11 protein-coding genes are annotated in these 12427 nt (G+C 36.6%); 4 read left to right on the top strand and 7 right to left on the bottom strand.

All coding sequences use genetic code 11. From position 1 onward, the window contains the following. The first annotated feature begins 9 nt into the window (after positions 1 to 9). Genes BLS64_RS13295 through BLS64_RS13285 form a run of 3 tightly spaced genes read left to right on the top strand, consistent with a single transcriptional unit; the run spans position 10 to position 2448 of the window. Positions 10 to 1383 (top strand): hypothetical protein, encoded by a 1374-nt coding sequence (locus tag BLS64_RS13295; protein ID WP_093114057.1) that lies wholly within the window; start codon positions 10 to 12, stop codon positions 1381 to 1383. Next, positions 1380 to 1760 (top strand): hypothetical protein, encoded by a 381-nt coding sequence (locus BLS64_RS13290; RefSeq protein ID WP_093114058.1) that lies wholly within the window; start codon positions 1380 to 1382, stop codon positions 1758 to 1760. Before BLS64_RS13295 ends, BLS64_RS13290 begins: the two co-directional genes overlap by 4 nt. Beyond that, complete coding sequence (locus BLS64_RS13285; protein ID WP_093114060.1) at positions 1753 to 2448, top strand: hypothetical protein; 696 nt, start codon at positions 1753 to 1755, stop codon at positions 2446 to 2448. The genes BLS64_RS13290 and BLS64_RS13285 overlap by 8 nt, the downstream gene beginning before the upstream one ends. Before the next feature lie 15 nt (positions 2449 to 2463). On the opposite strand, the gene BLS64_RS13280 is transcribed toward BLS64_RS13285, so the two are convergent. The 7 genes from BLS64_RS13280 to BLS64_RS13250 all read right to left on the bottom strand — a co-directional run bounded on the left by BLS64_RS13280 (position 2464) and on the right by BLS64_RS13250 (position 10574). Then, positions 2464 to 2823: a hypothetical protein gene (locus BLS64_RS13280; protein WP_143019327.1), complete on the bottom strand. Its 360-nt coding sequence runs from the start codon at positions 2821 to 2823 to the stop codon at positions 2464 to 2466. Between the two features lie 34 nt (positions 2824 to 2857). Beyond that, complete coding sequence (locus tag BLS64_RS13275) at positions 2858 to 3208, bottom strand: hypothetical protein (RefSeq protein ID WP_093114063.1); 351 nt, start codon at positions 3206 to 3208, stop codon at positions 2858 to 2860. A 141-nt stretch (positions 3209 to 3349) separates the two neighbouring features. Further along, complete coding sequence (locus tag BLS64_RS13270) at positions 3350 to 3967, bottom strand: SOS response-associated peptidase (protein ID WP_093114065.1); 618 nt, start codon at positions 3965 to 3967, stop codon at positions 3350 to 3352. A gap of 758 nt (positions 3968 to 4725) precedes the next feature. Beyond that, complete coding sequence (gene dnaG, locus BLS64_RS13265; protein ID WP_143019326.1) at positions 4726 to 7920, bottom strand: DNA primase; 3195 nt, start codon at positions 7918 to 7920, stop codon at positions 4726 to 4728. A 140-nt stretch (positions 7921 to 8060) separates the two neighbouring features. Then, the gene (locus BLS64_RS13260) at positions 8061 to 8342 is read right to left on the bottom strand and encodes a helix-turn-helix domain-containing protein (RefSeq protein ID WP_093114068.1); all 282 of its coding nucleotides are present in this window, start codon (positions 8340 to 8342) and stop codon (positions 8061 to 8063) included. A gap of 80 nt (positions 8343 to 8422) precedes the next feature. After that, positions 8423 to 9271 (bottom strand): hypothetical protein, encoded by an 849-nt coding sequence (locus BLS64_RS13255; RefSeq protein ID WP_093114069.1) that lies wholly within the window; start codon positions 9269 to 9271, stop codon positions 8423 to 8425. After that, positions 9261 to 10574 carry a tyrosine-type recombinase/integrase gene (locus tag BLS64_RS13250; RefSeq protein ID WP_093114071.1) on the bottom strand — a complete coding sequence of 438 codons (1314 nt, stop codon included), beginning with the start codon at positions 10572 to 10574 and terminating at the stop codon, positions 9261 to 9263. The genes BLS64_RS13255 and BLS64_RS13250 overlap by 11 nt, the downstream gene beginning before the upstream one ends. Positions 10575 to 11119: 545 nt before the next feature. Between BLS64_RS13250 and BLS64_RS13240 the strand changes: the two genes are divergently transcribed. Then, a complete protein-coding gene (locus BLS64_RS13240; protein WP_143019325.1) occupies positions 11120 to 12406 on the top strand; it encodes a toxin-antitoxin system YwqK family antitoxin in 1287 nt (428 codons plus the stop codon). Positions 12407 to 12427 lie beyond the last annotated feature (21 nt).

Raw genomic sequence — 12427 nt, 5'->3', positions numbered from 1 at the left:
ATCTGAAAGGTGAAGAAAATAAATAAAAAAGTAAAGTATCGAAGGAACCAGGGGAGAAATGAAAAAAGAGAGTACAAAAAAGGTCGGAGAAACAAAGATTATGTTGACTTCTTTGGGTTTTCTAATGAGAACAATAAAAAATATGGTCTTCTGCAACACGAAGAGAGGGTTATTTCATCAAAACCATTTCCGCTTGACCACTTTTTGAACCTTGAGGGCTACAAATTTGTAGGGCCAATTAGTAAGAAAATAATAATCCCAGAACAATTTGTACTTGAAAAACACCACACTTCATCCTTCAACACCATAACTCATATTAGGAGGGCGATAATGGAATATAAAGGTGAAGTCATCCACATTGATTTCTCTAAATGCAAAGACATAGACTACTCCTGTATTTTTTTATTGTTAGTTGTTTTAGTAGAATACACTGATCACTTAGAAAAGATTGATGAAGGGCTTAAAATAAGGAAGGCACGTCCGGATATAATGATTGCACCGTCTAAGAACGATGAAGTAAATGCAAGATTAATGGCTGGCTATTTAATACCTGAGGCAAATGTCACACAGTCTTTTCTTAAACCATTCTCATCCTTGAACTTCATTAGAGGTCAAAAATCAAGAAAAAGTTATGTTGAGAATATGAAAGGTCCGGCCGCAACAACTATACGAAAATATATCAATGAAAATCTGCTGCAACACGGTTTCATGTTGGATGAATTAAATGCCTCTTATCTAGATGGAATAATTTCTGAAGTGCTAAACAATGCGGAAGATCATTCAAAATTTAACACCTGGTACGTAAGTGGAAATATTTTTAAATCAGGGGCTCCAGAAGATAGTGGTGAGGAAGAGGTAAGTGAAGTAAATTTGGCTTTCCTTAATTTTGGATATTCAATCTATGATGGTTTTGAGCAAAACAAAAATCAGAATGTAGAAACCTATGAAAGTATGAATGAAATGTATGAGGAAGTAAAGAAGAAAATGACTACATCTTTGGAATTTTCTAAAGAAGAAATGTTTACATTATATGCTTTGCAGGAAGGAGTTAGTCGGCTAAATTATACTACTGAAGATAGAGGGACGGGTACTATGAAAATCCTAAAATCTTTTATAAATTTAGGAGACTATGTAGATGAAAAAAGGAAACTTGAGCCGAGTTTTCTAATTTATTCCGGTAATGTCTTTTTGAAATGTGACCATAAACATAGGCCATCGAGTTACGATGGAATAGATGTATTAGGTCTTAATGAAAAGAATGATTTAAGTGAATTACCGTCTAAAAGTAACTTGAAAAAATTGGACAAATCGTTCCCAGGTACCTTTTTAGTGGCTAAAATTTATTTAAATAAGCGACATTTGCAAAGTAAAATGGAATCATGATAATAGATCTAGGCAAATATAAAAGTTTCAAAAGTAGCTTATTCACAGGAAGGCCACAAGGTGAAGCTGCTAGAAAGGAAATGAATTTGGATGATCTTGATAAACAAGATCAACTAGTTGTTGTCAAAATTCCAGCTGGTACAAGTTCTATAAATCCTTCTTTTTTTCTTGGTTTATTTTTTCCAAGCATAAAATATTTGGGGTTAAAAAAATTCGAAGAGAAGTATTCTTTTGCTTTTGAAGATGAAAATTCAACGGTTAGAACTATTCTTAGAGGTCATATAGAAGATGCTCTTCGAAATGCGAGTAATACCCTCTCTAAAAAAAATAGTTTTTCCGTTTTTCTAAACAGAAAAAAATCAAATAAGAGTGAGTAATATCATATTAATGATTTTCCCCCAATTCATTATTGATTTCGACCAGAGTATATTACTGCCAACCATATTAAGCTCTACTGTTTTAATAGCTTTATTCGTCATCGGAAGGTTTTTAGATTCGCTGGTAGAAAGGAAAAGGAATACTCAGGAATGGTATATGAAAATGGTGTTAGAACCACATACCAAATTGATCCATGAATATTTTCAAAATTCTATTGATCAAACCAAAAATTTTGGAGATGAATTAACAAAAAATAGCAGTATTGAAAATAAAATGCTTCTTTTTGAGGTATTCGCGAATGATAAGCGTAGAGTTGAGTTTAACTTTATTCTTCTTGTATCTAAACCTTATCCAGATACGGCTAATAATCTAACGAAATTCGTAAATGATTTACATGATAAATGTATTTCTTTTTTAGATGAGGGGGATTACTCTTTGAGGAAATTCGAAAAACTTGAAAAGGATTTAATGTCTTTAAAAGGAGATTTTTTTCAAGAAATCTATCATCCATTCAGAATAAAATCAACATGGAAATGGATTAAGAACAATTACCTTCTCACTCTTGTGGTCATCCTTTTCATGTTTTTCATGTACATAATTGGCTCCAACCTTAAAACCAAAGCAGACCAGAAGGATTTGCCCACTTCAAATTCTCCCATTAGTACTGAACAATTTAGACAAGGTTGAAATGGATTGTTAAAGTTAATCCACATGAAACCTAAATTGCACCTCTTCCCCGGATTCTAAAGAAAGGCGGTATAGATCAATAATTTCAACTCTCTCCTGCTGTGGTACAGCAATTGTCACTTTACGTTTGTTTTTTGTAAGGCAGAAATAGGTAAAGGTATCTTCAATTATTTTTACTTCCTGGATATGAAAAATTTCAATTTCCTTTCCCTCAGCTGTTTCGGAAATAATAGTAATAGAATTGGGATCAAAGAAAATTTTACGGTTGACCTCTTTGAATTCGGTTGTAAATAAGGTTGGCCAGTATTGGGTTAGTGGAGAAGTATAAGTTTCCTGTCCCCAGGTAAGGGTTGAAAGGAAAAAGAAGGGGATCATAACCAGCTTCATCCTCTTAAGGTAATAAAATAAATCATCTCTTGAAGTTTGCCGGGTCGTATGGTATAACTTTTTCCATGTCTACCTCGAAATCCCGCAGTAAACCACGAATTTGTACCATATCAACTCCTACAGATTTTAAGTGCTCCTGAATTCTCCATCGAATGCAGTCCTTAACCTCTCTTCTTTGCAATATATGTTCAGTCTTCCTGGTGAATTGGTTCTCAAAGGAATCCACTATAATAGTTTTAATAAAGAGATGAACACCTGTTTGTCCCATTCCTTTCCCCATGAAACTGTAATCGAATTCAACCCCGAGGTGAGCTTCTGGGATCCATTGTTTTTTCGGACTATCTATGACTTCTCCTACTGATCTGTATTTCATGGTTAAATCCTAATCACCTTTAATTTCCAGTTCATTTTTCACTCATAAAAATAGCGACAAAGTACTTTGAGAACTCTAATATTTTTTATTGTTCAACGGTAAATACGAATTTAGCCGTTGAAGACGGTTGAAGGAAAACCATTAGATTTTACTAGCTTTTAGCTGCACCTCATAAGGAAAGGAAAATTGGGAGATTTGAGCACCACTTATCCACTTTTCCCGGTCCGGCTTATTTAAGACCACCGGCATTCTTTTTTTATTATTATGGATCTTGCTCATTAGTTCATTGGCTTCTGTGGTTAAAATGGAGTAGGAGTTAATAAGCTGATCAGTATTCGGGTTTCTCCAGGAAGAATAGATACCTGCAAATGCAAATATTTCCTGATCCTGCACCTCTAAAAGGTGCTTCTGCTTGCTTTTCCCTTTTGAATCTAGCCACTGCCATTCGTAATATCCGTCTGCGATTATAAGGCAGCGGTTATTAACAGAATTTCGGAATGCAGGTTTCTCTTCGACGGTTTCGATCTTTGCATTTAGAGTCATTTTCCTGATACTATCATCTTTTGCCCAGAATGGTATCAGGCCCCAGTGAAATAAGTCAATTTCTCCCGGGTTTTCATCTGTAATAACAGGAGTAGGTGAAAAGTTAAATCCATTTATTTCTTCCTGTGGGCTGTAACTTTCTGGATCAATAAAGCCGGCACTGAAAGTTTTTTCAATTTCCTTTATCTTGGAATTAAGCTTTGTCCTATAACACATACAACTATTTGATTAGAATAATATACGAATTTTGCCAACACTACCTTGGATCAACGTCTTTATGTCCTCTGCTTTTTTCTAAGATGGTTCAACGGTAATTAAGATGCTTTTTTTGATTTTGGTAAAGTAAAAGAACGAAATCTAAGTTCCATACTTCAACGGCTCAAAATACCTAAACTCTCTTTGCTCCTAATTTTTATCAACTTCTTTGTAAGAGGATTCAACGGTATTTAAAGATATGCATCTTACTTCTTTAAGTTCATACCTTGGAGTTTAGGATGTTTATTTCAACGGCTTGAGTTGCATTAAATTTATATTTCTTTGTCTTTTTTTCGACTTTGTAAAGAGTTCAACGGTAAATAAAGTTCTTTTTCTAGCTCCTCTTAGTATAAGTCTTGAATTCTGATTTCCGTATTTCAACGGCTTGATTAGATTACATTATTCTTAGCCTTATGTTCAAAGTTGAATTGTGAGGAGTTCTTTTTTGCTCATGAGAATGAGAAAAATAAAAGCCGCTATAGATTCTATAGCGGCTAAAAATTTACTTGGAAAAAATAAAAGAGATAATTAGAAGAAATAGTTCCACACATCTACACGCTTGGTTTTCAGTTTTTTAATACGAAAGTCGTGTGGAAGTGGTTTGAAACGGATTTTTCTTACCAACCATTTCCAACACTTTCTACACTTTTTCCACACCTATAAAAGAAGTTATTTTTTTCATATTCAATCATTTAATAGAGGTGTTGGAGTGTTGGAAGTTAAAATGGTAAGTCATCAAGTTCTTCGTCGTCTTTTTTATTTTCTCGAGGTTCTTCATCGCTAAACGGATTTCCAAACAAATTGTTTTCTTTTCTTTGGTGATCTATAGCAAATTTGATTTCATCCTTTACTGATATAGCATTAATATCTACGAGATAAGCACTTGTGTTTCTTGATTCCCGACCAGGAGCCAACCTGACCGATGATATTGCGTCTATCCAAGCTTTATCCTTTTTTAGACTATCTATCATAACACCTTTAGCAGGAGCGTTATCTCTATACTGAATAAACCATTGACGAGAAACTCTGTTGTAACAATTCGTAAAGTTGAAGTATAATTGGTTTCCGGTAAGCTTAAAATCTTGACCCTCCTTTAGCTGATCAGAATGGGATCCACGCATTGAGGCGAGAAAGCAGTCCCACCATCGATTGATAATACTTGCACTATCCATTTTGTTCATCTGTTTATCAATGGTCTTACCGAAATGTGTCATCATCTCCTCATGACTAAAAGTAAAGGGAATGAGGTCTTTGAAAATTTGATAAAAAGCACCTAAAACAGAGAGATTCGATAACATACGTGAATTTGCTTCTGGCTTAATTTCTTTAAGGGACATATGGAACAGCCGGAAATTTTGCTTAAAGCTCTTCTCTACAAGAAGTCGATGTTGTAGAAAGTGATCTGTAAAGGAGCTTATTCCACTCTTCGTCATGTCATTAAGCTTTTCATACTCCTCAGTTTCTTCATTAGAAAAAACTGTTTTTTCCATAAATTCCCATATGAATCTGGTTATTAAAGCTTCCTGGTCAGGTGCGTAATTTCCAGTCATTAAAACCGACGAAAGAATTGGAATGCTATCAGTTCCAACATGGCTATCAATGTTTCCTCGCTTATACCCCCTCCGGTCCCATAGACCTTTTAGGACACCATCTAATTTTGCATCTCCATTTTTATATTCTGATAAATGTGAGATTGTATTTGAGAATTGAGCGAATTCACGGACTTGGGCTTTTATAGTACTAACACCTCCTTCTAAGTTAATGGCTGTTTGTGGATGTCCAAAAAAACTTTGACAGACATCTGCTAGTTGGTCCTTTCCAGAAGAAGCAGGACCATATAAAAAGAGCATTGGAAACATATTTAACTCGGCAACTACTATGTCTTGGAAAATGCTGGCAATTGAAAAAAGGATGCCCATCATCCCATGTTCTCTATGTACTTTTATAACTTGAGATGTAAAGTTCTGGAACGTTACAGGAGCCTTTAAACTCAACACTTTTTTTTGTGCCTCATACTTATACAGATTCGACCTGTAGATATTATTTGCTGAAGGAACGTAAAATGAAACATTCTCTTTTTCAAATACTCCATTCTCATCGATGGTGATACTCGACTGCGAAGGACAAGAAACTAAATTGTTCCATACCCAAAAACCTTCTGGTTGCCAGCCTAGAACTTCTATTTTGCGGCCAGTGCCCATATTATCAAATAGGTAAGTTTTCAGTAATTCATGGTCGGCCCGATTTCCTTTCCACCTAAAATTACCATGAGCAGTAACAGCGTTTTCAAAAGTAGTAAGTGAATTTATGTCTGAAGACTGCATATCAAAAATGCGCTCTAATCCATGGACATTTTTTAAACGAACTAGTTTCATGGGGAACTTTTCATCCTGCATGTGCTGGATTATCTCAATGTGGAAATTACTAACTGATCGAAAACTATAAGGAGGTTCTCCTTTCTGTTGAATCCAAACTTGCTTATTGGCGGTAAAAAGTTGGTACTTTTCTATTGTGGGGAGGAGTTCCTCTAAGGGAGCACTTACAACGGAAGGTAATCGGTATAATCCTTCATCTTTTGTTAGTAAAGTGGTTTTATTTTTCGCTTCGTGATTTTTTATAAACCCTCTGACTTGTGGTAATTTCACACCACTTTCTTTGGAAAGCCAATCGGTGTAAATTTCTCGCATTGCGTCATCTTCAATCTTGGCAATAATTTCAGCTAAAACTTTTGTTTCTTTTGCTACGTCAACGGAGTCCTTACCTTTAAAACATTCTTCCATCAAAAATTTGAAACCGTCATCTCTATACTGGGAATTTACTCCTAATTCCTTCAATCCGTATTTTTTAACTGAAGAAGACCAAAAACGAACAAATTCATCGGGGTCGAGAGCGGGAGATAAAAAAACAACCTGAACCCGAAATCCGTTTTGGATAAATTCAGGTACATATTTTAGCATTGCTTTTCTGCCTGCGGAATCCGGATCAAAGCAAAAAACTATTTTTTCGCAGAGTTTCTTTAGGACAGCGATTTGTCTTGCACTAATAGATGTTCCACAGGACGCTATGGTATTTCGGATACCATTCTCCTGCCAGGCTATTACATCATTATAGCCTTCGACTAACCATACTTCACCACTCTTAGTTATTGATTCTCGTGCTGTTGATAAACCATACCAGAAGGAATTTTTCTTATAAACTGCACTTTCTTTAGAGTTTATCCATTTAGGGTATTTCGAATGATCATCGAGTTTGCGTCCAGCAAGACCAATTGGAAACGCATTAAAGCCTTTGCTATCGAGTAGAGGGAATATAACTCGATTACTGTATTTATCATAGTTTTCATTGATAATTCCTAGCTCTATGCCGTCATGTTTTCTCCCAGAACTTACGCACTTGTCATAGATATATTTTCCTCCCGGAGCATAGCCAATCCTATATTTTCTTACCACTTCGGGTGAATACTTTCTTTTGTCAAAGATTTCTAATTTTGCCGGATGATCCTCAGGAAGGTTCCAGAAGGCTTTTTCATACTCCTTTATAACGGACTCTAATAAGGAATATAATTCTTGTAATTTATGTTTCTCCTGGATAATCTCCTCCCTTACATTTTCGGTGTCATATTCTAACGGAATACCTGATTTTCGTGCTAACCATTCAATAGCCTCTGGATATGAAAGGTTTTTCATCTCCATCAAAAAGCTCACTGGATTGTTACCACCTTTATCAGAGGAATAATCCTTCCAAATTCCCTTGGAAGGAGAGACTGTAAAACTTGGAGTTTTTTCATTAGTGAAAGGGCTAAGTCCTACATAATTTGCGCCCTGTTTTTTTAAATCAACGAATTCAGAGATGATTTCTAATAAGTCTGAACTTTCTGTAATTTTTTCTATGTTTTCTTTTTTAATGTAATTCATTTTTCTTGTTTCTTTTGGGTTAGTGGAAGTAGTTGATACTACTCCCAAATCAATGTTTAGGAAACAAGCCAAAATGCCTATATTTGAGTTGCAAACCAGATGAGGCTTAAATGGCTTTGAATCCTGTTGGTTTCAAGGCCTTATTTAAGCTGTATAAGACTTTCTTCTACTTCTGAGCGTTTGTAAAATACTCTTGCTCCAAGGCCATAACGTTTTAGTTTGCCTTGGTCAGTCCATCGGTCAAGGGTGGCGGTTGTTACTTTTAATAGCTTTGCGACCTCTGACCTGCTTAGATATTCTTCTGGTGTTTTGGGTTGGAACTCTTGTTTGAGTTGGGAGATTAGATTCGTTTCTAATTGATTTAATTTTAAGTCAATTTTTCTTTCGAATTCTTCCGAGTCTTGAATAATTTGTAGTGACATAACGTAGTTTTTATTAGTTATGACACAAATCAATCTTAAGTATTTCTTAAGTATTATTTATTTTGATCAGTTGATACTTATTAGTCTTTTCCAGAAGTAACAGTAAAGCCCCACTGGATCAATTGATCTTTTACTCGGGGCAGGTTCTTTTTAGAGTAATATGGGCTTTTTTTATCCTTGAATTTTTGTTCCCCTTGCATTGCATTTAAGGCTGGTTGTAAGTACCGTTCTCCTGTAATGGCGCCCAATACTTTAGCCAGTTTGTTTGTAGAAAGAGAAGGGTTTATCTGCTTTAGATAATCAATTAATCCAAGTTCCTGCAAAAAGAGTAATTTTTGGGTTCCTGTAGTGTTGTGGTATTCGGGACTTGGAACTTCTACCTCTTTTTCTATTTTTTGGAAGGCAATATTTTCTTCATTTGAGAATTCGTATCCTAAGCGATTTGCTTTTATTCTTAGGAATAAAACTTTGCCTCTATATGAATAAAACTCGAGCCAAGTTTCTTTTCCAATTTTTTCATGATTCATTTCATAGACTTCAATTTCCTCTTTATGTTGCATATAGGAGTCCCACTCTAAGGCATGAGGATCTTCATTTTTAAACCATGGCACCTCGGATTTAGGAATGTTGTTTAATTGAAGATATTCTTCGATAATTTCCTCTTTTATGTTTTCTATTTCTAGGTGACGTTTTTTTAGTTCTTCAAGAAGTATTAGTATGAAGGCCTTTTCAATTTCTATAAAATCCTTTTGATCTGGATTCATAGTCAATTGGTCGCCAACAAATTCAGTGAGAAAAAACTCATAATCTCTTATGAACTTCCTATAATTTTCTTTTAAAAAAGTGGGGTCAAGTGGATACCTGCTCTCGGAAAGTTCTTTATAATAATTTTGAAAAAAGTCGCGGGCTGTAAAGGAATTATTTTTCATTCGAATGATTATTATAGAAATCTGCTATTTGTTGTGCATAATCCATTGAGGACTTTCCAATGTACTGCAAAAACATTTTTTCGGTTCCATGAGCCGTTATTTGCATAATAAGGGGAGTGGGTAAAATACCGTAATGATTAGTTGCAAAGGACCGTCTACAAACATGAGAGGATATTAACTGGTACTTAGGAAAGGTCCCAAATATTTTTCGCTTTTCACCTTTTTCTTTATACTTCCCATCCTCATCCTTGGGAATTTCCTTTCCTTCCTTGTCCACCATGGTAACTTTACCGCCATATGTTGGTTTCTTTAAATTTGCTTCCTCACACAAAACCTTAAGTTGGTCATTAAATTTTTGAAGAGAAATTGGGTCCGGGAGGCCTTCCGCTAATATTTCTTTAGTGGCGGGAAGAACTGGAATGGTTACAATTTTACCTCCCTTTTGTTGGGTCAGTTCAATTAGATCTAATCCTTTTCGGGTCACAAAATTTTCTTCAGATATGTTGAGTAGATCTTGCCCTCGTTGACCTAAATTACACCCCAATAGAAGCCATTTTCTAGTGTTTTCTAAGGAAGGTTTACTCAGGGAGGTATTTTTTATTTGATTCAATTCTTCCGGCGAAAGGTAAATGACATGATCGTTTTTGGTTTTACCTCCTTTTACTTTTTTCAATTGATGGTTCACTTCTAAACCGTTTATTGCGGCATCTGCACAAACAGTTTTTAGATCATCTATTTTTTTCTTAGAGTAACCCTCCGAATATTTCCGGTTATTAAGCATCCAGTCAAGAAACCGTTTCCCGAAGCTAATGTCAACATCCTTGACTTTTATTTTTTTTCTTCCTTGGTATGCTTCAATTATGTTTAACAGGTTTTTGTAGGAGTTACGTCTACTTTTTGATAAGCCTAAGCTTCCTTTGGAATTCTCTCGAAGGTGTGAGGTGTCAATAATATGTTGAATGGCGTCTGTCAAATATTCGCTTACAATTTCCCTTTCTTCAGCTATATAAACTTTATTATGTATATCGATTTGTTTTTGAAGCCAGGCTCCATTTATGGAGGAAGATGGTGTCTCTGAAAATGAATCGATTATTTTCTCTTTAAGCTTCCTTAAATCACTTGCCAAGTTTTTGAGGTGCTCGCTTTTCGGTAAAGGTGCCTTTTTGGACTTGCTCCAATATTTTGGATTAATTACTTTTCCAGTATTTTTAGTTATGTCATGGGTGCTATTACCTTCTTTGAACCGGACATGTATGGTAGCAGGATTATCTTTTCCTTTGACCAAGAAATTTACGGTTGCCATAATTTATAATTGAGATCTTTTCAAAGATATATCTTTCCCCGCACTTTCCCCGCATATTCCCCGCAATTTTATTATCTGTTAATTATGCATAAGATATACAGATATTGTTTTAGGTCAATGAACATGGGCTAATAAAGAGATGAGCGGATTTTTAATGTATAATGAGTATACATTAAGAGTTATGTTTCAAGTCCCGCTCCGAGTACAAAAACCCTCTTTATCTTATTGATTTAGAGGGTTTTTTGTTTCAGTCCCCTTTTATTAGATAAACATTTGCCAAATAAATTAAGTCCCGTAAAATATGGCTGTTGTTCTGCACCTCACGTCCATTCATATTTTATTCAAACCTCATTTCCTCAGGGGGGAAATGTGTCACGGTTTTATTGGTTTCTGTAACAAAACAGGTAAAACTCCTACATATTAATAAAGTTTCCCGTTCAAAATGGTTTTCATAACCAGTAAAAATCATTATCATGGCGGGCGCCATAATAATGAACTGAATGATTTGTCGGCCTTTGATCATACTAACTTTTAAAACCGATCCCGTGTTCAAAAACTATTACCTGCCTCTCCTTCTTGCATTTACGGTACTTTTACCTTCCTGTGAAAAAGAAGATCCTGTTCCTCAACCCGACTATTCCATAGGATCTACTCCATCCTTTGAGCTTATAGAGCAATACCCGAACGGATGGATAAAGCAAGGCCGGTATCAGTCTTCTGAAGCTACTTCCGAAGAGTTCGAATATTATGAGAATGGGTATATTAAATCGGCGAAGGTGTACGCCAGCTATCCGCAGCACCACCTGTACATGGAAGTGAGCCGTAGTGAGGAGAATAAACCCCTCTGGTCAAAATATTACCATCCCGACGGGGAGTTATGGTTTGAAACCGAATATAAGAACGGGCTTCCCTCGGTTAAAAAAGTGTACAGCGAGGCAGGTACGGCTGTTCACACCTATACCGACGGAGAGCTGAGCCGGGTTGAATTTACAGCGGCCGATGGTAACAGCAGCGCCATCACCTCTTACAACAAAGCCGAGGGAAGCCGTGAGGTAATCGTTACCCGTAACGGAGAAACTGTTCTTGATGAAAACCATGCATACCGGGAGCAGGTAGGGGCGGGAATTTATACGCATACCCATGTGCCGGTAGCCAATCCTTTTGGATATACCGAAACCTCCTACTTCAAACTTAATCAGTCATTTTCGCAATCTCCTTCCTGGGAATACGATTCCGATCCCATAGGATTCATGTTCCCTTATCGTCTGTTCGATGAATTCTACAATCCCGGAAATTATTTTGCCACCAGGTTTGCCGTAAGTACCGAACTGTACCAGTCGGTCATTGAGCAGTATCCTGTAACCGAAAGAGGAGTGTTGATAGGTGGAGGAAAGTACGAGGACGGGTACGAAGCCTTTTCTGACAGTTGGGCGGTAAGGGATTCCCTGGCCAAAGTTTATGATGAAGATCCCGCCCTGTACAAGCTGAAATATGGAAATGAGTACATTGAAAAGATCGGTTACGGGAAGATCTTTTTTGTGATCGGGGCGCTTCGGAACCTGCCTACAGATGAAGCTGTGGCCGGGGAGATCAGGAATATTGCCCGCAAACAGCTGTCGGCATTGATCAGCGGCAGCACCGGCCTTACTCCGGAGGAACAGGAAAAACTTGACAGGGTTTGGTTCGAGGTAAAGTTTTTCTCCACCCTCAAGGAACACCGGGACGGCGTGGTGATAGGTACTGCTGCAGATTATGATAATGCCCTCGGCGACCTAAATGCCGGAGAAGTTTCGGTGATCCAGCTGAAATACAGATCGGTTGACGAACTATAAAGAGGAAACTGCGGATAGCGC

The organism is Salinimicrobium catena, assembly GCF_900102915.1.
In the GTDB taxonomy this organism is placed as follows: domain Bacteria; phylum Bacteroidota; class Bacteroidia; order Flavobacteriales; family Flavobacteriaceae; genus Salinimicrobium; species Salinimicrobium catena.
Note: the sequence above shows the minus strand (reverse complement) of the source record. Positions and strands in the feature narration are given on the sequence as shown.

Excerpts from the sequence above, each read along its gene's own strand:
- BLS64_RS13290 (WP_093114058.1), top strand. The coding sequence starts at position 1,380 with ATGATAATAGATCTAGGCAAATATAAAAGTTTCAAAAGTAGCTTATTC.
- BLS64_RS13280 (WP_143019327.1), bottom strand. The coding sequence starts at position 2,823 with ATGATCCCCTTCTTTTTCCTTTCAACCCTTACCTGGGGACAGGAAACT.
- BLS64_RS13275 (WP_093114063.1), bottom strand. The coding sequence starts at position 3,208 with ATGAAATACAGATCAGTAGGAGAAGTCATAGATAGTCCGAAAAAACAA.
- BLS64_RS13270 (WP_093114065.1), bottom strand. The coding sequence starts at position 3,967 with ATGTGTTATAGGACAAAGCTTAATTCCAAGATAAAGGAAATTGAAAAA.
- dnaG (WP_143019326.1), bottom strand. The coding sequence starts at position 7,920 with ATGAATTACATTAAAAAAGAAAACATAGAAAAAATTACAGAAAGTTCA.
- BLS64_RS13260 (WP_093114068.1), bottom strand. The coding sequence starts at position 8,342 with ATGTCACTACAAATTATTCAAGACTCGGAAGAATTCGAAAGAAAAATT.
- BLS64_RS13255 (WP_093114069.1), bottom strand. The coding sequence starts at position 9,271 with ATGAAAAATAATTCCTTTACAGCCCGCGACTTTTTTCAAAATTATTAT.
- BLS64_RS13250 (WP_093114071.1), bottom strand. The coding sequence starts at position 10,574 with ATGGCAACCGTAAATTTCTTGGTCAAAGGAAAAGATAATCCTGCTACC.